At 37.4% G+C, this 25,235-nt stretch carries 20 protein-coding genes; 15 read left to right on the top strand and 5 right to left on the bottom strand.

Features of this window, described 5'->3' with window-relative positions:
* Positions 1-12 precede the first annotated feature (12 nt).
* Together ABR854_RS01020 and ABR854_RS01025 are read right to left on the bottom strand one after the other, a co-directional pair.
* A complete protein-coding gene (locus ABR854_RS01020; RefSeq protein ID WP_350263482.1) occupies positions 13-1,122 on the bottom strand; it encodes a tetratricopeptide repeat protein in 1,110 nt (369 codons plus the stop codon).
* A gap of 109 nt (positions 1,123-1,231) precedes the next feature.
* On the bottom strand, positions 1,232-1,858 hold the full coding sequence (locus ABR854_RS01025; RefSeq protein WP_350263483.1) for a hypothetical protein: 627 nt from the start codon (positions 1,856-1,858) through the stop codon (positions 1,232-1,234).
* Between the two features lie 226 nt (positions 1,859-2,084).
* On the opposite strand from ABR854_RS01025, the gene ABR854_RS01030 reads away from it, so the two are divergent.
* The gene (locus tag ABR854_RS01030) at positions 2,085-2,552 is read left to right on the top strand and encodes a pyrophosphohydrolase domain-containing protein (protein ID WP_350263484.1); all 468 of its coding nucleotides are present in this window, start codon (positions 2,085-2,087) and stop codon (positions 2,550-2,552) included.
* A 7-nt stretch (positions 2,553-2,559) separates the two neighbouring features.
* Positions 2,560-3,807 carry a peptidase T gene (gene pepT / locus ABR854_RS01035; protein ID WP_350263485.1) on the top strand — a complete coding sequence of 416 codons (1,248 nt, stop codon included), beginning with the start codon at positions 2,560-2,562 and terminating at the stop codon, positions 3,805-3,807.
* A gap of 128 nt (positions 3,808-3,935) precedes the next feature.
* Here the strand turns inward: pepT and ABR854_RS01040 are convergent, their stop codons facing one another.
* A complete protein-coding gene (locus ABR854_RS01040; protein ID WP_350263486.1) occupies positions 3,936-4,970 on the bottom strand; it encodes an alpha/beta fold hydrolase in 1,035 nt (344 codons plus the stop codon).
* Between the two features lie 46 nt (positions 4,971-5,016).
* On the opposite strand from ABR854_RS01040, the gene ABR854_RS01045 reads away from it, so the two are divergent.
* Complete coding sequence (locus ABR854_RS01045) at positions 5,017-6,678, top strand: AMP-binding protein (RefSeq protein WP_350263487.1); 1,662 nt, start codon at positions 5,017-5,019, stop codon at positions 6,676-6,678.
* 72 nt (positions 6,679-6,750) lie between these two features.
* On the opposite strand, the gene ABR854_RS01050 is transcribed toward ABR854_RS01045, so the two are convergent.
* On the bottom strand, positions 6,751-8,904 hold the full coding sequence (locus ABR854_RS01050; protein ID WP_350263488.1) for a S9 family peptidase: 2,154 nt from the start codon (positions 8,902-8,904) through the stop codon (positions 6,751-6,753).
* A gap of 265 nt (positions 8,905-9,169) precedes the next feature.
* Here ABR854_RS01050 and ABR854_RS01055 point away from each other — a divergent pair, with 265 nt between their 5' ends.
* Together ABR854_RS01055 and ABR854_RS01060 are read left to right on the top strand one after the other, a co-directional pair.
* On the top strand, positions 9,170-9,901 hold the full coding sequence (locus ABR854_RS01055; RefSeq protein ID WP_350263489.1) for a sulfite exporter TauE/SafE family protein: 732 nt from the start codon (positions 9,170-9,172) through the stop codon (positions 9,899-9,901).
* Between the two features lie 99 nt (positions 9,902-10,000).
* Positions 10,001-10,513, top strand: a complete 513-nt coding sequence (locus ABR854_RS01060) for a hypothetical protein (RefSeq protein ID WP_350263490.1) — start codon at positions 10,001-10,003, stop codon at positions 10,511-10,513.
* A 2-nt stretch (positions 10,514-10,515) separates the two neighbouring features.
* Here ABR854_RS01060 and ABR854_RS01065 read toward each other — a convergent pair whose 3' ends face one another.
* Entirely contained in the window at positions 10,516-10,884 is a 369-nt protein-coding gene (locus ABR854_RS01065) for a winged helix-turn-helix domain-containing protein (protein WP_350263491.1), read from the bottom strand.
* A 164-nt stretch (positions 10,885-11,048) separates the two neighbouring features.
* Here ABR854_RS01065 and ABR854_RS01070 point away from each other — a divergent pair, with 164 nt between their 5' ends.
* The 10 genes from ABR854_RS01070 to ABR854_RS01115 all read left to right on the top strand — a co-directional run bounded on the left by ABR854_RS01070 (position 11,049) and on the right by ABR854_RS01115 (position 25,231).
* Positions 11,049-11,558: a hypothetical protein gene (locus tag ABR854_RS01070; protein WP_350263492.1), complete on the top strand. Its 510-nt coding sequence runs from the start codon at positions 11,049-11,051 to the stop codon at positions 11,556-11,558.
* 96 nt (positions 11,559-11,654) lie between these two features.
* The gene (locus ABR854_RS01075; RefSeq protein WP_350263493.1) at positions 11,655-12,551 is read left to right on the top strand and encodes a DUF1684 domain-containing protein; all 897 of its coding nucleotides are present in this window, start codon (positions 11,655-11,657) and stop codon (positions 12,549-12,551) included.
* 86 nt (positions 12,552-12,637) lie between these two features.
* Positions 12,638-13,513: an aldo/keto reductase gene (locus ABR854_RS01080; RefSeq protein WP_350263494.1), complete on the top strand. Its 876-nt coding sequence runs from the start codon at positions 12,638-12,640 to the stop codon at positions 13,511-13,513.
* A gap of 73 nt (positions 13,514-13,586) precedes the next feature.
* Positions 13,587-14,267, top strand: coding sequence for a YggS family pyridoxal phosphate-dependent enzyme (locus ABR854_RS01085; protein WP_350263495.1), 681 nt, complete (start codon positions 13,587-13,589; stop codon positions 14,265-14,267).
* A 671-nt stretch (positions 14,268-14,938) separates the two neighbouring features.
* Positions 14,939-15,604 (top strand): RNA polymerase sigma-70 factor, encoded by a 666-nt coding sequence (locus ABR854_RS01090; RefSeq protein WP_350263496.1) that lies wholly within the window; start codon positions 14,939-14,941, stop codon positions 15,602-15,604.
* 32 nt (positions 15,605-15,636) lie between these two features.
* Complete coding sequence (locus ABR854_RS01095; protein WP_350263497.1) at positions 15,637-16,719, top strand: FecR family protein; 1,083 nt, start codon at positions 15,637-15,639, stop codon at positions 16,717-16,719.
* 74 nt (positions 16,720-16,793) lie between these two features.
* Positions 16,794-20,132, top strand: a complete 3,339-nt coding sequence (locus tag ABR854_RS01100; RefSeq protein ID WP_350263498.1) for a TonB-dependent receptor — start codon at positions 16,794-16,796, stop codon at positions 20,130-20,132.
* 21 nt (positions 20,133-20,153) lie between these two features.
* Positions 20,154-22,016: a RagB/SusD family nutrient uptake outer membrane protein gene (locus ABR854_RS01105; protein ID WP_350263499.1), complete on the top strand. Its 1,863-nt coding sequence runs from the start codon at positions 20,154-20,156 to the stop codon at positions 22,014-22,016.
* 96 nt (positions 22,017-22,112) lie between these two features.
* A complete protein-coding gene (locus tag ABR854_RS01110; protein WP_350263500.1) occupies positions 22,113-23,489 on the top strand; it encodes a 3-keto-disaccharide hydrolase in 1,377 nt (458 codons plus the stop codon).
* A gap of 32 nt (positions 23,490-23,521) precedes the next feature.
* Positions 23,522-25,231 (top strand): hypothetical protein, encoded by a 1,710-nt coding sequence (locus tag ABR854_RS01115; RefSeq protein WP_350263501.1) that lies wholly within the window; start codon positions 23,522-23,524, stop codon positions 25,229-25,231.
* Positions 25,232-25,235 lie beyond the last annotated feature (4 nt).

Consider the following 25,235-nt stretch of genomic DNA (forward strand, 5'->3'; position numbering starts at 1 on the left):
ACATGAGCGTAGCTACTTTATGAAATTATTAGCTTCGCTAACTGTTGATTTATATTCTGCATATTCCAAACATCTACGATATAGTTCTTCAGCTCGTTTATTATTTCCTGAACGAATCGAAATCCGAGCCAGACCTGCGTAAGCCATTGCGTAATAATCATTTGTATAGCGTTCGTTGGGTTGCATCTTCAATACATTTGTGTAGTGTTCGGCGGCGGCTTTATCATTTTTTTTAGACTTTTCGAGAATTAATCCTTCAAACAGATTTCCTGCCAAAACATATACTTTATCATTAGTACGTTTTAATTGTTGAATAAGTGGCAACGCATCATCAATTTTTCCGTTCATAATCAAACTTTCTGCATGACGCATTGTATAGACTAAATTATTTGGATAACGCTCATGTAGCCACTTGGAATAAACTAAAGCTTTTGAATAATTAGACTCGTACTTTAAGAAGACATTCATTAAATAAAATGCTGCTTCAATGCGAGAAAAAACCGATTTCTGAACAGCTTGTTCAAGCTGTTGAATACCAATTTTTTTATTGCCATTTTCAAAGAAGATCATAACAGGTTTGACTATCGGATGGGTTTCAGGGTACTGAACTCTGTAAAAATTATACAAACCCGAAGTAAACAAAAACTCAGGGTTTTTCTCAATCAACTGTTTTCCATCTTTCAGATAACCATAAGCCTTACGAGATTCGTTGGCGGCTTTTACTTGCTCTTTTTTATAATTAAGCACTAAGGCGATATATCCATGCGAAGCAACTAAAAAGAAAATAGCTTCAGCTTTTTTGCTTTGGTCTTGTAGCAAAGTCTCAGCTGAAAGTTGGCATTTTTCAAGCAGAGCAAGATATTGTGCTAAGGCTTTCGGGTTTTGTTCAACAGGTAAATTCTGCCACTGTACTTGTAATGCACTTAGTAGTGGTGTTACTGGATGTTTTGGATATTTGGCTTTTACATGGTGGAAATATGAATCGGCTTCTTTAAATTCATAGTTGTATAACTTGTCTAATCCTTTGATAATCAGCTGCTTAGACTCGTTGTCATTAAGGAGTTGTGCAAATGATGTTACTGAAAACATTAAAAAAAATAAGATACCAAAAAGTTGTTTCATGAAATGTAATGTGTATTTCCTTTATTAACGAATATTAAGCAAAAAAAGCCTCCCAAAGGGAAGGCTTTTTTTTGCTTCGTAACTTACTTTTTGATTGTGTAGTTTACGATTAATTTTTGTGTTGCTCTAAGTAAGTCATTACAGCTTCACGGCTTCTGAGGTTTACACCTTCGCTTTGCATAGCCTGACCAACTGTTTTCTCAACTGTAACGTAAGAGAAAGTAAGGTCTGTTTGAGGAGCATAACTTTTGCTACCACCGATAGCAGCAGTTTGTGAACTGTAATAGAAATTTACTTTGCCAGTTTCATAACCAAAGTTTACTTGCTCAGTTGCACCATCAGTTTCTTTGATGATTACACGTGGTAAAGCCACAAACTGTGTACCAACTTTTACGAAAGCAAAAACAAACATTGTTGCTTTTACGTTAGCATCAATTACTGAGAAAGCACCTGTTTTACCAGTTGCACCAGTACCAAGACCAGCAGCATCAATTGTTTTCCAGTCTGCTACTTTTACTGTTACTTCTGCACCTTTTACGTTAGCGTTTCCGTCTTTTCCGTTTGTACCGTTTGTACCGTTAGTTCCATTAGTACCGTTAGTTCCATTTGTACCAGGAGTTCCTGCAGGACCTTGAGCACCAGCAGGGCCTTGAGGACCTTGGTCACCTCTACATGACCAGAAAGCTACAGATAATGTGAGTGATACTACTGAAAGAACTCTATAAAATTTGTTCATGATTTGATGGGTTTTGATTTTTTGGCTTCAGTTACGTAGCAATATTATTGAAATTTGTTCAACTTTGCAAACGCTAATATCGCTTTATTTATTTTACGGCAAAAATTTTTTCTAAAACAGAGTATCTTAAAGTTAGAAGAAAGAAATTGCCCTAAATTTGTTTCAAAGATAATATTACTTTAGCAAAGTGTATGCATTTAATGTTTAAAAAGAATAAAATCAAATTATGCAAAATTTAGATTGCCTCAATCAAGTAGCCGAGTTTCATCGCACATTCAAGCATCCAATTTTAGAAACCCCACAAATTCCTTCAAAACAACGTTGTGACCTTCGGATTTCACTCATAGCCGAAGAGCTAAAGGAGCTTCAAGAAGCAATCAATGATAATAATATTGTAGAAGTGGCCGATGCACTGGCCGATATTCAATATGTATTGGCAGGTGCGATTTTAGAGTTTGGTTTGGGCGAAAAATTTAGAACTTTGTTTGATGAGGTGCAACGCTCTAATATGAGTAAGGCTTGTAATACAGTAGAGGAAGCCGAAGCTACCATGAAGCACTACGCCGAAAAAGGAACGGAGTCTTATTATAAAGAAATAGAAGGTAAGTTTTTGGTGTATAGAAAAGGTGATGACAAGACCTTGAAAAACATCAATTATTCGCCAGCAGATTTAGCTTCAATCGTTAACGCTTGAGATTTTTATGAAAAAACATCAGCCATTTAGTGCAAGTACTCGGTTTTTGAAGTATGTCCAAATTGACACGCAATCAGACCCAAATTCACCATCGAATCCATCTACCGAAAAACAGAAAGATTTGAGTCGATTGCTGGTGCAAGAGCTATTAGATTTAGGTATTATTGATGCTCATCTTGATGAATGGGGATATGTCTATGCCACGATTCCGAGTAATACCAATAAGAATGTGCCAACAATTTGTTTCTGCTCACACGTAGATACCTCGCCCGATTGTAGTGGGGCAGGAGTGAAGCCACTCATTCATTTTAATTGGGACGGAACAGATATTGTATTGCCTGATGATTCTACTCAAGTAATTAAAGTAGCCGAACACCCCGATTTAAATGAACAAATCGGTAACGACATAATCACGGCCAGCGGAACAACTTTGTTGGGGGCTGATAATAAAGCAGGAGTTGCTGAAATTATGGCTGCGGCCGAATACTTGATGCAAAATCCTGAGGTGAAGCATGGAACAATAAAGATATTGTTTACACCTGATGAAGAAGTGGGACGTGGCACAGAGAAAGTTGATTTAGCTAAACTTGGTGCTGATTTTGGCTACACAATGGATGGTGAAAACCTTGGCACACTCGAAGACGAAACTTTTTCGGCCGATGGTGTGAGTCTTACTATTCATGGGATAAGTACACACCCTGGTTTTGCGAAAGGTAAGCTCGAAAATGCCATGAAAATTGCGGGAGATATTTTGGCTGCTTTACCCAAAGACACCCTTTCACCCGAAACTACCGAAGGCATGGAAGGTTTCATTCATCCAACCCAAATTTCGGGGATTCAAGAATCGGTAAAACTTGATTTTATCATTCGAGATTTTACGGTGGCGGGGTTGCATGAAAAAGAAACTTTCTTGCAAAATATTGTTAATCAGATTCTTATAAATTACCCTAACTCAAAGGTTGATTTTAAAGTAATTGAACAATACCGCAATATGAAAGAAGTTTTGGTGAATTATCCGCAGGTGACAGATTATGCTTTGGAAGCTATCGAACAAGCAGGTATTAAAGCTGAAAAACGAAGTATTAGAGGTGGAACTGATGGTTCACGGTTATCATTTATGGGTTTGCCGTGTCCGAATATTTTTGCAGGCGAACATGCGTTTCACTCAAAACTCGAATGGGTTTCGGTGCAAGATATGGAAAAAGCTACCCAAGTGATTATTAATTTAGTGCAGATTTGGGAACAGCGTTCGTAAGTCATAAAACTCCTGACTATTCCAGTCTAATATGGATTCATTATTAGGTCTTATTTCTGGATATTTGACAATTTATGTTGTAAAGACAAGGCATGCCTTGTCTTTACTCTGCGTATGATAATTCCGATTTATTTCTTCAAGAATTCTTTCACTACTGCCGCCGTTTTCTCAGCATCTTCTTCCATTGGCGTATGTCCTAAATTTTTGAAAACTACCAAAGTATCATTAGGTAAATCTGCATGAAATTTTTCGCCAACTTCAAGCGGAATTAGTAAATCTTTATCGCCCCAAATAATGAGTGTAGGCATTGCTAAATCTTTGATTTTAGCGGTTTTATCATTAATAATTCCTTTATTTCTAAACTCCGACATTCTATCAATAAATGCTTGACGATTACCTTCACGGAGCGATAATTCAAAATAACGGTCAACCAAATCGTCGTTTACTTTGCTTTTATCAGCATAAACATTTTCTACACTTTTTTGTACAATTGAGCGAGGCGTAACGTATTTAAACAGATTCTTTACAACTGGCCAACCTGCTACTTGAAAAGCAATTGGTACTGATTTTGACTTCATGGCATAGCCTCCAGCATCTACTAAAATCATTTTTGATACTTTTTCGGGGTATTTCACTGCAAAATTCCATGCAATTGAGCCACCCAGCGAGTTCCCTGCAATGATGCACTGTTTTACGTCAAGTTTTGTCAGAAAATCATTGACGAAAGTAGCATAAAACTCTTGAGAATAATCGCTCGTGGGGTTTGGGCCAGTCAAGCCATAAGCAGGTAAATCGAGTCTGATAATCTTTCTTTCGGTTTTTAGAGCATTTACCCATCCATCCCATGTGTGTAAGCTCGCTCCAGTTCCATGCAGAAGAACCAACGGAATGCTATCATTTGCCAAACCTTCTATTCGATAATGCACCGACATTCCATCAACTTCGATAAATTTTGAGTCAGCGTTGGTATATTTTTCTTTAAGTGTTGAGAGCGGAATATCATTTTTCCAGTATAAAGCAGAAAGACCAACAATGGCGAGTAGTACAAAGATAAAGAGGTACTTTAAAGTTTTGACCAACAGTTTCATGTGATGAAGATTTTTTTCTGAATTTTTATAAGCCAAATCTAATATCTTTTTCTTGAAAATTTTAAATTGTTTCATTATTTTGTGCAAATTTGTGAATAGAACATAACCTGTTAATACACCTATGAAAATTTCACCTAACAAAACCCTATTAGAATATTTTTATCATTGGGAGGCAACTACACCCGATAAAATTTACTTACGTCAACCCTTCGGCGATGATTTCAAAGATTTTACGTTCAAGGAAGCTGGGCGACAAGCACGTAGTTTGGCAGCATACTTAAAGTCATTGAATCTCCCCACTAAAAGTAATATAGGTTTAGTCTCAAAAAACTGTGCTGAATGGCTCATTGCCGACTTCGCAATCATGATGGCGGGGCATATTTCGGTGCCTTTTTATGCTACTTTGACCGATGCTCAGATTAATCAAGTGCTTACGCACAGCGGTTGTGAGATGCTTTTTGTTGGAAAATTGGATGATTGGGCAGGTATGAAATCGGGTATTCCTGCTAATGTGAAATGTATTTCGTTTCCTACTTACAATCCCGATGCCGACCACGTACAATGGAATGATATTTTGGCAAAACATGCCCCAATGACCGAAAATTATGTGCCAAGTTTAGAAGATATTTTTACGATAATTTATACATCAGGCACGACAGGAAACCCTAAAGGTGTGATGCTAAAATACGGAGCAATGGCAAGTGTAATTTATCATACCCGTGATGTGGCTAAATTGCACACCGAAAATGCTCGTTTTTTCTCGTATTTACCACTTTGCCATATTGCTGAGCGAAACATCATTGAAGCAGCGGCAGTTACGATGGGTGCTACCATTTATTTTGCCGAAACACTTGATAGTTTTGCCAAAAATTTGGCCGCTGCCGAACCAACGCATTTCTTGGCCGTTCCTCGAATTTGGACAAAGTTTCAGTTGGGAATTCTGGGGAAAATGCCCGAAAAGAAACTCAATACTTTATTAAAAATTCCGATTTTGAATGGAATTGTGAAGAAAAAAATCAGAAAAGGGCTGGGCTTAGATAAAGCCGTGATAATTCTGACTGGTGCTGCACCGATGCCAAATAGTTTGATTGTTTGGTTTAGAAAGCTGGGGATAATTATTCAAGAGGCTTATGGAATGACCGAAAACGTCGGAGCTGTGTGTATGATGCCAAAAGAAAATGTGAAAGATGGAACAGTCGGGAAAATATATCCAGGAATGGAAGTAAAAATTGCCGAAGGTTCTGGCGAAATCTTGACTCGTTCAAACTGGAATATGGATGGTTATTACAAAGAACCAGCACTGACTGCCGAAACAATTGATGCGGAGAATTGGATTCATACGGGCGATGTAGGAGAATTAGATGCAGAAAATTATCTAAAAATCACGGGGCGTGTAAAAGAAATGTATAAAACCTCGAAAGGTGAATATGTTGCTCCAGCACAAATCGAATTTGGTTTTGCTGATAATAACTTTATTGAACAGATTTGCGTGGTTGGAAACAATTTACCACAACCGATTGGTTTATTAGTATTGTCGGATTTAGGTAAAGCAACTGATAAACAGGTAGTTAAAGAAAGTTTGGAGACAACCTTAAAAGATTTAAATCCAAAACTAAAAAGCTATGAGCGTGTACAAAGATTGGTAGTTTTACGTGAACCGTGGACGGTAGAAAACAATAAAATGACGCCAACACTCAAAATCAAGCGAAATATTATAGAAAAAGAATTTGCCCCAAAAGTTGATGGCTGGTATAATAAAGTAGAGCCAGTAATTTGGGAGTAAGTTTTTTTTAGTGTAGAGTTAAAAATGTAGAGTTAAGAGTTCATTCTACATTCTTAACTCTACATTCTTCATTTATCTAAGCAGTCCCTCTGGAATCGGTTTTTCTAATAAATGTTTGTAGATAAACTGCGTTTTTAGATTATCGAAATGAACACCTTTATTTCCTCCCCAACCGTGGCGGCCATTTGGGTAAAGCATAAACTCAAAGTTCTTCTTTTCATCTTGCAATTTACTGATTAGCTGAATGCTGTTTTGCATATGTACGTTATCGTCCATAGTTCCGTGAACAATTTGCAAAACACCTTTTAGTTTACTTGTGTGCGTCAGTACATTGGCCGATTTATAACCTTCAGGGTTTTCGGCTGGCGTGTCCATGTATCTTTCGGTGTAGGCACTGTCATACAAACTCCAATCTACAACGCTTCCGCCCGCCATTCCGTGAGTAAATACATCACTTCCGTAAGTCAAAGCATAGCAACTCATATAACCACCATAACTAAAACCTGTGATACAGATTTTTGTTGGGTCAGCTATTCCTTTGTCTATCAATGATTTAACAAGCGTTTTATAGTCTTTCATTTCCCAGTAACCTAAATTACGGTGCATATAAGCCACACCTTCTTTACCGAAATGTCCGCTTGCACGGTGGTCGAGTGCCACTTGAATGATTCCTTCTTTAGCATACCATTGTTGGCGAGCAGACCACGTCCATTGGTCATAAACTGTACCAGCGTCTGGGCCACCATAAATGCTTACCAAAACAGGATATTTTTTACCAGCTACCATATTTTGCGGGTAAGTGATTGTCATCGGTAAGTCATAAATTCCATCATCACTTTTTACTCTCAAAAGTTCAGTTTTAGCCAAATTATAATTGTCCATTTCTGCACCTTTGATACTGCCCAATTCACGCACTATTTTACCTTCGTTATCAACAATTGCCATGCTGGTTGGCGTATTGATGTTTGAGTAAGTAGTGATAAAATATTTAAGATTTGGCGAAGCATTGATATTACGGTTATTGTAAGCCCCAAAAGTGAGGCGTTTTAAGCCTTTTCCATCGAAACCAACTTTGTAGAGGTCGAAACGAGCAGTGCTTTCGATACCACGAGCATAGAAATAAACCACACGATTCTTTTGGTCGATGCCTTCAACATTTTTCACTGTATATTTCCCTTCGGTGATGTTATTGATAAATTTACCGTTGATGTCATATAGATATAATTGTTTCCAGCCAGTTTTATCGCTGATAATCATCATTTCTTTGCCACCATCCATAATCGTTAGGCGTTCGTCGGCTTCATCAATACCAATCCACGATTTTTGAGTTTCGTTATAAAGCTCCTTTTTACTACCATCTTTTGGCGAAACATTGTATAGTTTTAGGTTATCATTGCCACGGTTTATCCATTGGAGCATCAAACCGCTACCATCTGGCAACCATTTTGGCCAACCAAAATATTGTTCGTCTTTTTCGTTGAAAGTAGCCCAAGTAGTTTTTCCACCCGCTGGCGAAACAAAACCAACTTTGGCTTCAGGATTTGGGTCGCCACTTTTTGGATAACGAGTTTCTTCGATAAAACCATGCTGCCCTTCGCTGCTATAAAGCGGAAACATCATCGTTTTTGACTCATCGAAACGCATATAAGCAATTTTCTTGCTGTCTGGACTCCACCAAAATGCACGGAAACGAGTCGGGCGACCGAAGATTTCTTCCCAATAAACCCACGTTGCGTAGCCATTTAGCGTAGTTTTAGTGCCATCGGTTGTGAGTTTTATCTCTTTTTTTGCTTTGAAATCATACGAATAAAGGTTGTTTTCTTTTGTATAAGCAATGTAGCTGCTATCAGGCGAAAACATAGCATTTTTTTCTTCGGCTGGGTCGTTGGTTAGTTGCGTTTCGGTATCACCACTTTTCAAAAATAGATTACCATTTTTGCTGATAATGGTTTTTACAGGTTTTGCTTTTGGGCGGAGAATTTCTTCGCTCGCTTCGGTCATTTTTCCGCTGCTAACTTCCAAAACCATAGATTTTGCTTCTGCTTCTGGCGAAAGTTTTTGAGTAACTAATACTCGCTCATCGTCAAGCCAGCGTTGAATAATTGGTAATGGTTGGATGAAGTTTTTGGGTGTTTTACCCGTCATCAATTCTTTTTCGTCAAAATCTTTCTTTTGAGCCAAAACTGCGGTACTCGCCAGACAGAGAAGTAAAAGCGTTTTTTTCATGTTTAATAGTTTGAAGATTACAATTGGGCGTAAAAATAGTGAAAATGTTGGAAAATCATCGAATGTATTTCTGTATTGGAAAGAGTGATTTTTGTAAGAATATCCAACTTGGACGTTCCTACGGGAAAATTTGACCATTAAAATTAAATCGTAAAAACACTTTTTGGTTGTTGAATACTAATCGTTATATTTGTAAATATATAACGATTGTTTGCTTAATCATTTGAACCTCGCAAAACAGAAACTTCAGCCTAATTACTAAATTATGACATCACTATTATTACTTCTCTTGTTATTGAGCTTGGTGGCTTTTTTATATTCTTCAGTCGGGCATGGCGGAGCAAGTGGGTATTTGGCCGTAATGGCAATTATGGGCGTAGCTCCCGCAATGATGAAGTCGTCGGCTTTGGTCATGAATTTGGCAGTTTCACTGTTTTCGTTTATTAGCTTTTACCGAGCAGGACATTTTCGACTAAAACTTTTCTTGCCATTTGCACTGGCCAGTATTCCGATGGCTTTTTTGGGAGGAACAATGACCCTGTCGGATTCGATTTATAAGAAAATTCTTGCTGTATGTATCTTATTTTCAATCGTTCGATTAGTTTATAAATTTGATGATAGTGAAAAGAATAGACCAATTCCGATATGGGCAGGAGTCCTTTCGGGCGGCTTAATTGGTTTACTTTCGGGAATGATTGGCATTGGCGGAGGAATTATTCTTAGCCCCTTGATGCTACTGATGCGATGGGCGAATTTGAAAGAAACGGCGGCCGTTTCGGCACTTTTTATCTTTGTTAACTCACTTTCAGGCCTTTACGGTCAACTACAAAAAGGTGGAATCAATCTCCCCGAAAATATGCAATGGGCAGTTTTGGCCACGATTGTTGGTGGTTTGGCTGGTTCTTATTTTGGTAGTCAAAAATTCAATATACCAACCCTAAAAAAACTTTTAGCGGTGGGATTGGTCATTGCTTGTTTGAAATTGATTTTTACATAATGTTCAGATAATAAATGGGTCATTTTGTAGGAACGTCCAAATTGGACGTTCCTACGTGGGAAACTTAACCAATTGTACAATAAAGACTATATAAACAGCATGAAAATACTATCTTTAACCTTATTTTTTGTTTTTTCTATAATGCTTGGATTTGCACAAAAAAGTGTAGAATCAACAAATCAGTTTACAATATCGGGTTTGGTCGATAAACCTAAAACAATAAGTTTTTCTGATTTACAGCGAGAAAAAAGCATCGAAATCGGTGATGTTAAGATTACTAACCACGCAGGAGAATTTCGGAAAGAGTATAAAAACTTAAAGGGTGTGCCTTTGCTAAATTTGCTCAAAGATGTAAAGATTACGGCTGAAAGTCCTAAAGTTTTGAGCGAATATTACTTGGTTATCAAGGCATCTGATGGATATTCGGTGGTGTTATCATGGAACGAACTTTTTAATACGGAAGTCGGGAATTCATTTTTTATTGTGCTGGAAGCTGATGGTAAAAGTCAAGTCGAAAGCACTGAACGAATCTTATTGATTGCCACAAAAGATTTTAAAACTGGCCGCCGACATGTAAAAGGTTTGCAGAGTATCGAAATTAAAAAAATCTAACTTTAAGATTGTAGAAAGATTTTAATTTTCTCATCAAACGATTGTTGAAATTCTTCATGTAACTTTCTAAAAGCAGCAATCAGTTGTTTCCCTTCCTCGGTGACAACCGTTCCGCCACCTTTTTCGCCACCCGTTTGTGTGCTGACGATAGGTTTAATGGTATGCTGATTAATCGAATTCACCAAATCCCAAGCTTTTTTGTATGACATCCCCATCTGTTTAGCAGCTTGACTTATCGAACCAGTTTCGATGATATTTTCGAGCAATTCTAATCGGCCAGGGCCAAGAAAACGGTCATCTTCGCTCTCAATTCTAAGCATTCCTGTTATCCGAAAAGTCTTTTCTGGCTTCAATAAATCTTTAATTGGCATTGGTTTTGGCAATTTTGGTGCGGTAAATATAAAAAATCTACGGCTGAAAACTTCTCAAGTTGCTAAAATCCCTAAATCTTCTCGCCAAAATATGATTTTTCTCATTTCAAGATAAAAAATCATTCGATAGTTTTGGTCATTATCTATTCTAAACCTTTGATACAATGACATCCTTTCGTACCCGTCCAAAATTTAAGATTACTTCCGAAAAAAGCACTAACGATATTGTAAAACTACTTACCGATGGACTTGAAAAAACATCGCTGCCAGTTGAAGGTAAGGTTTTTAATACGCACGGCTTGCTCAGAATCAAACCCGAACAACAGCATTATTGGTCGCCACAATTGAGTATTAGTTTTGAAGAAATCGAAGACCACAAAACGATTATTAGAGGAATGTACGGTCCGCACCCAAGTGTTTGGGCGATATTTCTGATGGGCTATGTGTTTTTTGGACTGGGTATATTTTTTATCTCAATGATTGGCTTGGTCAGAATGAGCCTTAAACTTGACGCTACCATTTTATGGATAGTACCGATTTTGGCTACTGGGGCAATCATTGAATGGATGTTAGGCCAAACAGGCCAGAAAGTAGGAGCAGAGCAGACCTTCACGATTCACCATTTCTTTGAAGATGCTCTCAATGAACAGGTGCATATCAGTAAAATTCGCTAAAAAAGAAAATTATACTCTATTGAATTGGTAGATAAATAAATAGTTTGCTATTTTTGCCTGTTATCTAACGATTTCTTCAACAAAAATCAAATAATCATGCAAAATAGTAAACTAACTATACATTTCGCTTTGGCGGTATTTCTATCAGTTTTCTTGTTTTCGTTTAATACTCCTTCCGATGATTCTGACTACGAAAAAGAAATAAAAGCGTGGCATCAGAATCGTATCGAAGGACTAAAGAAAGAAAATGGTTGGCTGAATTTGGCGGGTTTATTTTGGCTTGAAGAAGGTAGAAATTCGTTTGGCGGAAATACTGAAAACAAAATTGTTTTTCCGAAAGATAGGAGCAAGGCTTTCTTGGGTGAAATAATTTTATCGAAAGGGGAAGTTTTCGTGGAAACCAAAGCCGATGCCGAGGTTTTTAATGAAAATGAAAAGGTTGAAAAACTCAAAGTTTTCCCTGCTGAAAAAACTATTGTGCTAAAACACAATACTTTACGCTGGTTTGTGATAAAACGTGGCGAACGCTACGCCATCAGACTTCGAGATTTAGAAAGTCCATTTTTGAAAGAATTTCACGGAATTGAAACTTTCAAAATTGACCCAAAATGGAAGCTAAAAGCCAAATTTGTACCAACAGAAGGCAAGAAAATTGCTATTTTGGATGTAACTGGCCAAACTTCACAACAAGATTCACCTGGAGTTTTAGCCTTTACCATTGCCGGAAAAGAATATAAGTTAGATGCTTTAAAGGAGGGTGATGAGTTTTTTATCATCTTTGGCGATAAAACCAATAAAAAAGAAACCTACGGAGCTGGTCGATTTGTATATGCTGCTAAGCCCGATGCCGACGGCTACACTTATATTGACTTCAATAAAGCATACAATCCACCGTGTGCTTTCACACCTTACGCAACTTGTCCGCTGCCGCCAAAACAAAATCTCTTACCGATTGAGATAAAAGCAGGTGAGAAAAACTACGGAAATCACTAAGAATTGAGCAAAGAACAAGAAAAATTAGAGAAGCAGTAAACTAAAAACTATTATCTTTACGCACTTTAATAAAAATCTTGTACAACATGAAGAAAGTATATCTCAGTGATTCGGGGCCGAAAGTATCGGAGGCAATTTATGGATTTTGGCGTTGGGAAAATTTAGAAAATACTCCAACCAAAATGGAGCAAATCATTAATTTATGCTTAGAATTGGGCATTAATACCTTTGACCATGCCGATATTTATGGTGATTCGACCATCGAGGAGCATTTCGGAAAGATAATCAGCAATAAGTCTTTCAAACGTGAGGATATCGTACTTTTTAGCAAATGTGGTATTCGTAAATCGAGCAACGGAAAGGTCAGTTACTTCGATAATTCACATAATTACATTGTGAGTAGCGTAGAAAATTCTTTGAAAAAACTCAAGACCGATTATTTAGATATTTTCTTATTGAATCAAAGCGATTTCTTGGCCGACCCAGAGCAAACAGCTATGACTTTGGCCGAAATCGTCAATTCTGGAAAAGTGAAGCATATCGGAGTCGCTAATTTTACGGCATTCCAACACCAATTATTAGCTTCTTATCTCACCATTCCAATCGTTACAAACCATATCGAATTAAACTTGATGAATATCTCTGCTATCGAAGATGGTCGCCTTGATTTTATTAAGCAAAGTTTCAGCAAACCTTTAGCATGGGCTCCGCTTGCAGGTGGCGAAATCCTTGATGGAAAAGAAGGGAAATCGGCAGTTTTGAAAACAAAACTCGAAGCAATCGGCAAAAAGTATGATGCTAACGTAGAGCAAACGGCCGTTGCGTGGTTGATGCAGTTGGGTACTTTGCCAATCATTGGCTCGTTGTCAGAAGCTCGTATACGCAATGCTGCCAGTGCCTCAGATATTAAATTAAGCCGTGAAGACTGGTATGATATTTACCAAACTTCGGTAGCATCTTGACAAGTTCTGAGTTCTGAGTGAGATACTCGGTCCAGACTCAGAACTCAGAATTCTAAACTCAGAACTTAAAGACATGGCAATTGTAGAAAATATTCAGTTCATAGAAAAGGAAATTGAAGGGAAAGGTGTAACGCTGATAGCGGTGTCGAAGACCAAACCAGTGGAAATGCTAATGGAAGCCTATAATGCTGGTTTTAAGCGTTTTGGCGAAAACTATGTGCAGGAATTGGTCGATAAATATGAGCAAATGCCAAAGGATATTGAATGGCATTTTATTGGCCATTTACAGTCGAATAAAGTGAAATATATTGCTTCTTTTGTGAGCCTAATTCACTCGGTAGATAGTTTGAAACTTTTGCAGGAAATCAATAAACAAGCTGCCAAAAATAATCGAGTAGTTGATTGTTTATTGCAAATTTATATTGCCGAAGAAGATACTAAAAGCGGCATGACTGAAGAAGAATGTTTGGAGATTTTGAAGGCTGAGACGCTGGAAAAACTTCCAAACGTAAGAATCGTAGGTCTGATGGGAATGACAACCCTCACCGAAGATGAAACTCAAATCAGAAAAGAGTTTAAGAAGCTGAAAAGTTTTTACCAATCAATAACAATCAATCCGCAGCGGCGGCCGCATTCACAATTAAGCATTCTTTCAATGGGCATGAGTGGCGATTACGCTATTGCAATCGAAGAAGGCAGTACGATGATTCGAGTTGGAAGCAAGATTTTTGGTGGTAGAATTTATCAGAAATAGAAAAATACTTGTGCCATATTTATAAAATGTGGCACAACTTTATACATACTCCCCATTGGTTGACTTCTTGAAATCTTCATACTGAAAGTCGCTCATCAAAATTACATATCAAGTTTTCAATGAAGGAATTGAAAAATAAGTAAATCTTTCTATTTGCTTAAAACTTGTGTAAAGGTTTAAAGCTGGGTTTCTGCAGTTCAAATAACGTTTTTCTTGAAGAGGTATTGAGTTGTTTATTAAGCCATCTGAGTGGTATAATCTGAATTCTCACAAAAGAACTTACTACTTGAAGTTTTTAGCTCAACAATTTTATCTGGAATGAGCAAAATTGTCAATCTTTCTTTCATTTAAAGTCTATCAATGGTCTGAAACTTAAACGCTGTTTATTAATATACTCTGGATCAATACTTGTCACTTAGTAGAGAAAACCGTATAGTGAAATTCAAGATATAAAGGTATAACAGCTATTATTTCAGGACTCAAATCTACACTAAAGCAAAATGCTACCATTAAAATTCACGAGGCTTTTATGCCATAGATCATAGCAGAACATACTGAAACCCACCAAAATATTCTTTATTATTTTCAACAATATCAAAAAAAAACATCTCCTAATGTGGGGTAAAATAAGAAAAAAATGTCTTAGAATTGTACAATAAAATTTCCGAATAATGCTACACTTTAAGCACAAGGAAGATACCACTGAGAAAGATATTATAAGTATCACTAAATTTTCGGAAGAAACTAAGGTGATTTCTGAAGAATATTTTATTGAAAAAACTTTCGTCGAATCCCCACAAAAAGGCTTTGAATTACTCTTCAGGAAATATTATACCAATTTATGTAATCACGCTATTCGATTTGTATATTCAAAAGAAATGGCCGAAGATATTGTGGCAGAGGTCTTTACTAATTTTTGGCAAAATAAGATATATGAAAATATTACCACTTCTTATCGCTCGTACCTCTATACTTCGGTTAGATATAGGGCTTACAATACTATAAAAAATGAAATTAACCGAACTACCAATTTAGAAAATAACGAATTTGATTTTCAGTATTCTGATAGTTCGGTGGTACTTCAGCCTGATGAAATTTTACATTTTCACGAACTGACAAAAAAACTGGAAACTTCAATTCAGAATTTGCCGCAGCAGTCCAGAAAAGCGTTTCAATTAAACCGACTCGAAGGAAAAAAATATACCGAAGTAGCACTTGAAATGCAAATTACGGTTAGTGCCGTAGAACGTTTGATAAGTAGGGCATTGGCAAAAATCCGTCAAGAACTCAAATCAGAATGGATTCTGGGGGCTGTACTTTGGATATTTTTAAACTAAACCCACAAGAATTTAAAAATTAGGCTTTTAACATGGAATCATCACTTACAAAAAAAATAATATTTGACTACTTCGACGGAAAGCACTCTTCGATGCAATATAAAATGATAGAAGAGTGGCTTAAAGTCGAGGAAAATCAAGAACTTTTCTATCAATACCTTGATGAATGGGAATCACAAAATCCACAATACTTTCACAACCTTGAGCATGGATTTGAGAAAATTAAACAGAATCTGGTGAGTGCGGCAAAAGAAAAACAAGCTTTTGAAACCATCGAAGATAAAAACCAGAGAGGAGTGTTCTTAAAATGGTTTGGTGTGGCAGCTGCCATGTTGATTTTTGCGTGGGTAGGGTGGTCAGAGCTTTCAAAGCCCAGAAAAGTTTCTTATGAGAACCTCGTACAAAATACAAAAAAACAAACAGGAGAAATTTACGAAAAAGAAAATACCACAGCCTTTCCAATGCTACTAACTCTACCCGATGAAAGTTCGGTGATTTTACAACCACAAAGTAGAATTAGCTATTCACCACAACAATATAATAAAAACAAAAGAGATGTGATTCTGTCGGGAGAAGCGTTTTTTGAAGTACAAAAAAACTCTAAAAAACCTTTTTTTGTTTACGCCAATGGCTTGATTACTAAGGTGTTGGGGACAAGTTTTAGTGTAAAAACAAATCTTGCTGAAACCGAGGTGATTGTCAAAACTGGGCGAGTGTCGGTTATTATGCAAAACGACATTCGCAAAAATGAAAAAATCAACGGTAAAACTTTAGAAGGGCTTGTATTAGAGGCCAATCAGCAAGTGAAAATTAACCAAAATGATGAAAAAATAGAAAAACCAGTGATTGTTAAACAAGACCAGTTATTTCAAATTATTCAAAAACTTTCTTTTGATTTCGACGAAACACCTGCAACCGAAATTCTTGAGATAATCAAAAAAGCCTACAACATTGAGATAAGTTATAATAAAGAAAAGTTGGCAAACTGCAAACTTACAGCACACTTATCTGACGAACCACTTATCGAGAAAATCAAACTGATATGTATTGCCTTAGACGCAACTTATGAAGAATCTGACAATAAATTTATCATCAAAAGTAGTGGCTGTAAGTAAAAACATTATTCAAATCACCTAATCACTATAAGCGTAAACAAACAGTAATATCTATTTTTCCCTTAAATAAAACTATGAAAAAAAATCTACTGATTTGTAAGAAAACAAGTAGTTTCTTGCGAGTTACATTTTCACAGTTGGTTCTTCTATTGTTTTTTGTTGGAGTTTCCTTCGCTCATGATGGTTATTCGCAAGAAATATTGAATAAAAGAATTAGCCTTAAAGCGGAAGTTCAGCCCATAAAAAAGGTTTTGAATGAAATCGAAAAATCGGCAGATATTAGATTCATTTATAGCTCAAATCTAATAAAAGCAGAGAAAACGGTAAGTATAAAAATGGATAACTCTACTTTGGGCGATGTGTTGAAAAATCTACTTTCACCGCTTCAATTAGATTATAAGGTAATGGGCAAACAAATTATCCTTAAAAGAATCGAACCAAAGGTAGGACTTATTGAAAATGAAAACCTGCCAACTGCTCCCATAATTTTAGATAAAACTATCAAGGGCAGTGTAAAAGATGACAAAGGAGAAATGATAGTTGGGGCAAGTATAGCAGTAAAAGGTACAAATAAAGGTACAACATCTGACATCAACGGGGAATTTAGTATGAGTGTCCCGAACGAAAGTGAATTATTGATTGTCAGCTTTGTAGGCTACGAGTCGCAAGAAGTGGCAATCGGCAATCGCACCATCTTTGACATTACACTAAAAGCTGATTTAAAACAGCTCGAAGAGGTGGTTGTGGTTGGCTACGGAGAGCAGAAAAAGAGAGACTTAACAGGTGCTTTGTCTTCAATTCAATCGAAAGATATTGTAAGAGCAAATCCAACATTAGCAGCAAGAGCTATTCAAGGGCAAGTAGCTGGAGCAACCGTAACAAAATCTGATAACCGCCCAGGGAGTGGTTATAATATCACAATTAGGGGCGAAAATACAATTAATAACTCGACCGCTCCTTTAGTTGTAATTGATGGTCTGATGGGCGGAGATATTAATAACCTCAATCCTAATGATATTCAAACAATGGATGTGCTAAAAGATGCTTCATCAACGGCTATTTACGGAGCAAGAGGGGCAAACGGAGTCATTATTATTACCACAAAAAAAGGTATTTCAGGAAAGCCTCGTGTAAGTTATGATGCTTATGTAGGGATGAAAACCCCCGCTCATCTACCAAGAATGATGACCGCTCAGGAATTTTACAAATCTACCTATACTGATAGAATTTTGGAAGGTTCAACAGGGGCTACTTTTACAGCTTCTGAATTAGCAGTTATTAATGGTGGCAAAAGTACTGACTGGGTCGATTTAGTGACACATAATGGCCTACAAATGAGTCAGAATATTAGTGTTTCGGGTGGAACAGAAAAAACAACATATCGCTTTTCGGGTGGGTATTTAAACGAAGATGGAAACGTAATCAGCACCAATTTCAAGCGTTATAATTTAAATGCGGGGCTTGATAGTAAACTGGGCGAGCATTTCAAGGTTGGCTTTACTTCTTATGTTACTTACTCTAACCAAAATTTAGGTTCGCAAGAATCGTTGAGAGGTGCTTACCGTGCAAGACCAACTGGCGTGCCATATTACGCTGATATAGCAAATCCAAGTGAAAATCAGGAAGTAAATGTAGATGGATTGGCTTTTTGGATGGGAATTAATGATAAGCAAGTACCAAATCCCTTGAATGACGTTGATCCTACGCAGTCGAAACTGCAAACCACAACGGCCAATATCATGGGCAATACCTATGTCGAATATACGCCTATCAAGGGTTTGAGTATTCGTTCTTCGCTTTCTGCGACTTACGGAAACTCAAGAATTGGAGATTTCAGAGGTTCTTGGACAAAATCGCAAATTGGGGCAAAACCAAGAGCTCAATATGACAATCGAATCATTGCAAGTTATACGCTTGATAATATCATCAACTATAATTTAGATTTGGGTAAGCACCGAATTACTTTAACTGGTTTACAGAGTGCATTTTATCAAAGAAATGAATCATATACGATAGCAGCAAGAGACCTTCCATTTAACTCTGATTGGTATGCTTTAAATACAGGTTCTATTACTGGCTTTTCGAGTGCATTGGTTGAGCGTTCAATTGCTTCTTATATGGGGCGAGTAAATTATTCGTTCAATGATAAATATTTACTAACCCTCACAGGTCGTTCGGATGGTGCATCGCAACTGGCGGCTGGCAATAAATGGGCATTTTTTCCATCAGTTGCTTTTGCTTGGCGATTACTTGACGAAAAATTTCTGCAAAATGTCAAAGTTCTATCTAATTTAAAATTAAGAGTAAGCTACGGAGAAGTAGGAAATTCAACTGTAAATCCATACAGCACACAAGCTGGTTTACTGAATACTGGTTATGATTTTGATGGAACTGCCGCTTATGGTTTTGCTCCATCAAACTTAGCCAATAAAGATTTGAGATGGGAACGCAGTAAAGAACTTAACTTTGGTTTAGATTTTGGTTTTTTGGGAAACAGAATCGCTGGAACTGTTGAAGTGTATGACCGAAAAACGGTTGATTTAATTCTCAATCAAAAAATTCCAACTGCTTCGGGTTTTTCGCAGGTAATTTCAAATGTGGGTAAAATTCAGAATAAAGGCGTCGAAGTATTATTAAACACCGTCAATGTGGCAAGACCAAATTTTTCATGGAATACCTCGCTTACATTCACGAAAAACAATAATAAACTACTTGAATTATACGGTAACGGACAGTTGGCCGATAAAGGAAACAAACTTTTTGTGGGTTATCCAATCAGAGCGAATTTCGATTTTGAATTCGATGGAATTTGGCAAACGGCTGATAAAGATTTAGCTACAAAATATAAGCAAGTGCCTGGTTCGGTAAGAGTGGTTGACCAAAATAATGATGGGCAAATTTCCTCAACCGAAGGAATCGACGATAGAAAGGTCCTGGGAACACAGCTACCTAACTTCTTGATGGGGCTTACGAATCGTTTCAAATATAAAAACATTGATTTATCGTTTTTTGCATACTATCGCAACGGCACGCAATATTCAAATAATACATTGGCTGGAACATTTGGCGAACTTACTGGAACAAGATATAACCGACTTGCCGAATTAGATTACTGGAGAAGCGACAATCCTTCAAACACTTATTTTGGAGTAGTGGCGGCAAATCCGTATCGTAGTGCTATCAATTATCAAGATGCCAGTTTCTTGAGAATTTCTGACATCACTTTGGGTTATACGCTCCCAAAAGGGAAAATGGATGCTTGGAAATTATCGAATGCCAGAATTTATACACAAGTGTTGAATCCTTTCATATTTACAAAATACGTAGGATTTGACCCAGAATTCAATTCAGCAATTTACCAAGACGACGTACCGTCAATGACCGTAAGTGTTGGTCTTAATGTAAGTTTCTAATACCCTAAAATTGACAAAAAAATGAAATCAATAATATTCAAACGATATAATTTTTGGCTGGTTACAAGTTTATTTCTTGTCTTAACTGGCTGTAAAGATAAGTTTTTGGACGAAATCCCAAAATCGACCCTAACAACTGACGTATATTATCAAACGGAAGCAGGTTTTGAAGATTTGGTTCGTTCGTGTTATCCTTTATTGAGAAATATTCATCAAAACAGAGTTTTGGTACTTAATGGAACCGATGTATTTTCAGCTCAGGGTGGTTGGAATCCTTCGGCGGTCAATGGCAAAGAAAATCCACCAAGTTTATATGATGTATATGACGCCCGATTTAATGCAACTTTACCCGAAATACAAAGTTTGTGGCAATTATTGTACGCCGAAATTGCACGAACAAATACCGTAGTTTCTCGTGCAGGTGATATAACAACAATGACAGCGGCACTAAAAGATACAAGGGTTTCAGAAGCAAAATTTTTGAGAGCATTATGCTTATTTTATGCGGTTCAACAATGGGGCGATATTCCGATGCCATTGGCTGAAGTAACTACACCCAAAAAAGATTTTCCTCGTGTGCCTGCGGCCGATGTTTACAAACAAATCATTGCCGATTTGCTTGATTGTGAGGCAAAATTACCTGCTGTTGCCTCAAATTATGGTCGTATTACCAAAGGTGCTGCTCAGTTTTTGTTGTCTCGTGTATATTTGACAAGAGGCTGGAATTATAACAATTCGCTTGGTGGAACAAACGCTGATTTTGATTCGGCTCTAATTTATGCCGACAAAATAATTGATACATATCCGTTGGCCGCAAATTACAGTGATTTATTTCCGAAGCGTTCAAATAATCCTTTGACGCAATATACAGGTGCTCAAAACGATAAAAATGCCGAAATCATTTTTGCCGTACAGTATAATTCTGATGTTTTAACTAATAAAACTGACCCTGCTTTCACACAAGATGTAGCAGGAGGAAATGATTTACACTCAAAATTTGGCCCAAGTGGTGAAGGTTTTGTGGGAAGCAAAGGCAGAACGAGTGATTATAATCGTTGTCTCGGTATTCATCAAATCAATACTGCGACCTATCGCTTTTTCGACCCCGATAACGATACTCGCTATGCTCATAATTTTGTACATGTGGGCTATGCACTTGCGGCTGTGAAAGATTATAAACCGCTACCATTAAGCAATGCCAATTTGAAAGTAAATTTTGCAGTTGGTGATACTGTTTTGGTTTGTCGACCTTGGAATAAACCAGCTACAACATTGGCTGAAAGAGGAATTGACTTAGGGGGAAAGAAAAACTACGCTGTCGTGAATACTGACGAGTATGGTGGTGGTTATCCGATTGATAATTCTGGATTTAATATTCAAGCTCCTTTGATGTGGAAGTTTTGGCAGCCAGGTATTCCTTATGGCGATGCTTTCGGAACTTTCAATGAGTGTGTTTTTCGTTCGGCCGAAGCCTACCTGATTGCAGCCGAAGCGATTGTCAAAGGTGCTAAAGGTGGAAAACTGGGCGGTGCTGAAGTTTACTACAACCGAATTCTTGACCGTGCTTTAGGTACAAAAAAAGGAATAGACCCAAAACGTGCGGCAGCTCCCGAAAACCAAAAATCTCTCGAAACAACTTCGTACCGAGCTACTGCATCGAATATTTCAGTTGATATGATTTTGGATGAAAGAACCCGAGAGTTTATGGGTGAGTATAGCCGTTGGTTCGATTTGAAAAGAACTGGAAAATTGGTTGAGCGAGTGAAAAAATACAACCCTTGGGTAAAAGGACAATCAATTGCCGATAAGCATTATTTACGACCAATTCCACAAAGTGAAATTGATTTATCATTCCCTGCAATGAAGCAAAATGAAGGTTATTAATTAGAGTAAGATTTGTTAATAAACATAAGGCTGAAAAGAGAGGAAGAATTTTTTTCTTCTCTTTTTTTTACTAAAACCATTATTTTAACCCTAACTATGAAAAAAAATATAATATCAATCCTAACCACTATTTTACTTCTTTGCTGTTTTTCATTTACTCAAGCCCAATGGAAAGACCTTTTCAATGGTACAGATTTTAAAGGCTGGACAAAAAAGAATGGCAATGCCGAATACAAGGTTGTCAACAAAACCATTGTTGGTCTTTCGCAACTCAATACACCCAATTCATTTTTATGTACAGATGAAACATACGGTGATTTTGTGTTAGAATTGGAAGTGAAAGTTGATATTGGCTTAAACTCAGGTATTCAAATCAGAAGCATTAGTGACCCAACTATTCAAGCGGGTAAAGTTCATGGTTATCAGGTTGAAATTGACCCTGGCGACCGAGCTTGGAGTGGTGGAATCTTCGACGAAGGACGCAACGGCTGGTTATACCCTTTATCTGTAAATCAGAAAGGCAGAAAAGCATTCCGAAACGGGCAATGGAATAAATATCATATCGAAGCCATTGGAAATAGTATCAAAACTTGGATAAATGGAGTTCCCTGTGCTAATCTTTTAGACACTCAAACCGCTCGTGGGTTCATTGCATTACAAGTACACCAAATCAAACGAGAAGAACAAGTAGGCTTTTCTGTTCAATGGAAAAATATCAGAATCGCTAGTGAAAATCTACAAGATGTTGTCTGGAAAGGCGGGGAAGAAGCTCCAGAAGTAAGCTATTTGGTGAATAAATTGTCTGAAAATGAAATCAGAAAAGGCTGGCGTTTACTTTGGGATGGAAAAACTACCGAAGGCTGGCGTTTGGCAAATTATGATAAATTTCCAACAGTCGGCTGGGCAATTCAAGATGGGGTTTTGAAGGTTTTAGGTACAAAAAAAGATACTTTAGTAAAAAGTGGCGACATTATCACCGACAAAGAGTTTTCAAATTTTGAACTCGAAATGGATTTTAAACTCACCACAGGAGCAAATAGTGGGATAAAATATTTTGTCGTAGAAGACCGTAAGAAAAAAGCAGGCACAGGATTAGGCCCCGAGTTTCAGATTTTAGATGATAAAGTACATCCTGATGCAAAAGCGGGTGTGAATGGTAACCGAACAACTGGTTCACTCTATGATTTAATCACGGCCGAAAATTTATCAGAAGGCAATTTGGATAAACGTATGAATCAGCCTGGGAAATGGAATAAATTACGCATTGTCTCAAAAGATGGACATATTGAGCATTGGTTAAATAACCTTAAAATGGTTGAATATGACCGTCATTCGCAGATTTTCCGTAATTTAATTGCCAAAAGCAAATACAGTACCTACCAAAACTTTGCTCAAGCCATTTCGGGACATATTCTTTTACAAGACCACGGCGATGAGGTGCATTTCAGAAGTATAAAAATCAGAGAGTTTTAAAAGCCATTCAACCCTAACCAATTACAACCACTATGAATAGAAGAAATTTTGTGACAATGGGAGCAAGCTCTCTTTGTGCAATTCCAATGCTTGGATTTAGTGTTTTTGAAAAAAGAAATAGTGCCGAAAAACCAGCTTGGGTAGTTGAATGGATAAAAATACACGACCAACAATTGCCCAATTTTAAGAAACTAAAAGTTACTGACCCAAAGCATAGGTATGTAGGCGGCTACACTGACGATGTTGAAATTTCGAACCCACATACAACCAGCGGCTTTATTGCAAAGGCTTGTATGCTCATCTCATGCCCAGAATCTTCGTTTTATCAATCAAGTGAAGTTTTAAAAGATGTTGAAGCCGCTGCAAAAGCTATGCTCAAATTTCAGCATAGCGATGGTACTATTGATTTATTAGCAACTAATTTTCACTCAACTCCCGATACTGCTTTCGTACTGGAAAATATTGTTCCTGCCTACAAATTTCTGAAACAATCAAACACAAAAGGCTCGGAAAGTACGCTTGAATTATTGCAGAAATTTTTGAAAAATGCAGGAGAAGGGCTCATCGTTGGTGGAATTCATACACCCAATCACCGCTGGGTTGTGTCAGCTGCGTTAACAAAATTAAATGAGCTTTTTCCTGACAAACGGTACCTCAATCGTATTGATCAGTGGCTCGCCGAACATATTGACCTCGACCCAGACGGACAATACACCGAAAAAAGTACCAATAGCTATTCACCTATTGTTAATCGCTCGTTGATAATCATGGCAAAAGGCTTAAATAAACCAGAATTACTGGAGCCTGTGTTAAAGAACCTCGAAATGACTTTGTTTTATGTTCACCCGAACGGCGAGGTTGTAACGGAAGCATCGAACCGACAAGACAAAGGCACGATTGGCAATATGTCGAAATATTATTACTGTTATCGTTTCATGGCATTGCAGAAAAACAATGGAGAAATGGCTGCAATGGCTCGGCAAATTGAGAAAACCAGCTCCAAAGAGCAATTGGCGGGCTACCTTGATTATTTTTTAGAAGACCCAACGCTTTGGAAAGATTTGCCCGCCGATAAACCCTTGCCGACCAGTTATGCAAAGGCGTTTCCCTATTCGGGCGTAGTGCGTATCCGACGTAGTAATTGGGACAGCACCCTTTTATCAAATAATACGAGTTGGCTTACTTTTCATAAAGGAAATGCAGTTTTGCAAGCAATGCGAGTAGCAAGTTCTTTTTTTGGAAAGGGACAATTTCAGTCAGAAAAAATTGAGCAGCGAGGCAATACTTGGGTTTTGACAAAATCGCTCGAAGGGCCTTATTATCAACCACTTGAAAAAGATAAAATCTCTCCAGATGGTGATTTAGACAAAATGCCAAGAACTTTAAGAAAACAAAGTGAAGTACAGAAGCTCGAAACCATTGTAAAAATCAAAGAAGCTAATAATGGTCTTGAGGTCGAAATCAACATGAGCGGCACAGAAGGTGTTCCTGTTACGCTTGAATTAATATTTAGGGCAGGAGGAGAGTTTTCGGGTGTTTCAAAACTTCCAGCAAAAGAAAATGCGTATCTTTTTTCGGGTGAAAAAGGCACTTACACTGTCAATGGCGATACGATTAATTTTAGTTCAGGGACAATCGAACATAAAAACGTACAATTAAGAGGAGCATTACCAGCAATGGATGCTCCAACGGTCTATCTGACAGGCTTTACGCCATTCAAACACACAATAAAACTCTCTTGATTTT

Origin of the sequence: Emticicia sp. W12TSBA100-4, from assembly GCF_040253585.1 — a bacterium.
GTDB lineage: Bacteria > Bacteroidota > Bacteroidia > Cytophagales > Spirosomataceae > Emticicia.

Excerpts from the sequence above, each read along its gene's own strand:
- ABR854_RS01020 (WP_350263482.1), bottom strand. The coding sequence starts at position 1,122 with ATGAAACAACTTTTTGGTATCTTATTTTTTTTAATGTTTTCAGTAACA.
- ABR854_RS01025 (WP_350263483.1), bottom strand. The coding sequence starts at position 1,858 with ATGAACAAATTTTATAGAGTTCTTTCAGTAGTATCACTCACATTATCT.
- ABR854_RS01030 (WP_350263484.1), top strand. The coding sequence starts at position 2,085 with ATGCAAAATTTAGATTGCCTCAATCAAGTAGCCGAGTTTCATCGCACA.
- pepT (WP_350263485.1), top strand. The coding sequence starts at position 2,560 with ATGAAAAAACATCAGCCATTTAGTGCAAGTACTCGGTTTTTGAAGTAT.
- ABR854_RS01040 (WP_350263486.1), bottom strand. The coding sequence starts at position 4,970 with ATGAAACAATTTAAAATTTTCAAGAAAAAGATATTAGATTTGGCTTAT.
- ABR854_RS01045 (WP_350263487.1), top strand. The coding sequence starts at position 5,017 with ATGAAAATTTCACCTAACAAAACCCTATTAGAATATTTTTATCATTGG.
- ABR854_RS01050 (WP_350263488.1), bottom strand. The coding sequence starts at position 8,904 with ATGAAAAAAACGCTTTTACTTCTCTGTCTGGCGAGTACCGCAGTTTTG.
- ABR854_RS01055 (WP_350263489.1), top strand. The coding sequence starts at position 9,170 with ATGACATCACTATTATTACTTCTCTTGTTATTGAGCTTGGTGGCTTTT.
- ABR854_RS01060 (WP_350263490.1), top strand. The coding sequence starts at position 10,001 with ATGAAAATACTATCTTTAACCTTATTTTTTGTTTTTTCTATAATGCTT.
- ABR854_RS01065 (WP_350263491.1), bottom strand. The coding sequence starts at position 10,884 with ATGCCAATTAAAGATTTATTGAAGCCAGAAAAGACTTTTCGGATAACA.
- ABR854_RS01070 (WP_350263492.1), top strand. The coding sequence starts at position 11,049 with ATGACATCCTTTCGTACCCGTCCAAAATTTAAGATTACTTCCGAAAAA.
- ABR854_RS01075 (WP_350263493.1), top strand. The coding sequence starts at position 11,655 with ATGCAAAATAGTAAACTAACTATACATTTCGCTTTGGCGGTATTTCTA.
- ABR854_RS01080 (WP_350263494.1), top strand. The coding sequence starts at position 12,638 with ATGAAGAAAGTATATCTCAGTGATTCGGGGCCGAAAGTATCGGAGGCA.
- ABR854_RS01085 (WP_350263495.1), top strand. The coding sequence starts at position 13,587 with ATGGCAATTGTAGAAAATATTCAGTTCATAGAAAAGGAAATTGAAGGG.
- ABR854_RS01090 (WP_350263496.1), top strand. The coding sequence starts at position 14,939 with ATGCTACACTTTAAGCACAAGGAAGATACCACTGAGAAAGATATTATA.
- ABR854_RS01095 (WP_350263497.1), top strand. The coding sequence starts at position 15,637 with ATGGAATCATCACTTACAAAAAAAATAATATTTGACTACTTCGACGGA.
- ABR854_RS01100 (WP_350263498.1), top strand. The coding sequence starts at position 16,794 with ATGAAAAAAAATCTACTGATTTGTAAGAAAACAAGTAGTTTCTTGCGA.
- ABR854_RS01105 (WP_350263499.1), top strand. The coding sequence starts at position 20,154 with ATGAAATCAATAATATTCAAACGATATAATTTTTGGCTGGTTACAAGT.
- ABR854_RS01110 (WP_350263500.1), top strand. The coding sequence starts at position 22,113 with ATGAAAAAAAATATAATATCAATCCTAACCACTATTTTACTTCTTTGC.
- ABR854_RS01115 (WP_350263501.1), top strand. The coding sequence starts at position 23,522 with ATGAATAGAAGAAATTTTGTGACAATGGGAGCAAGCTCTCTTTGTGCA.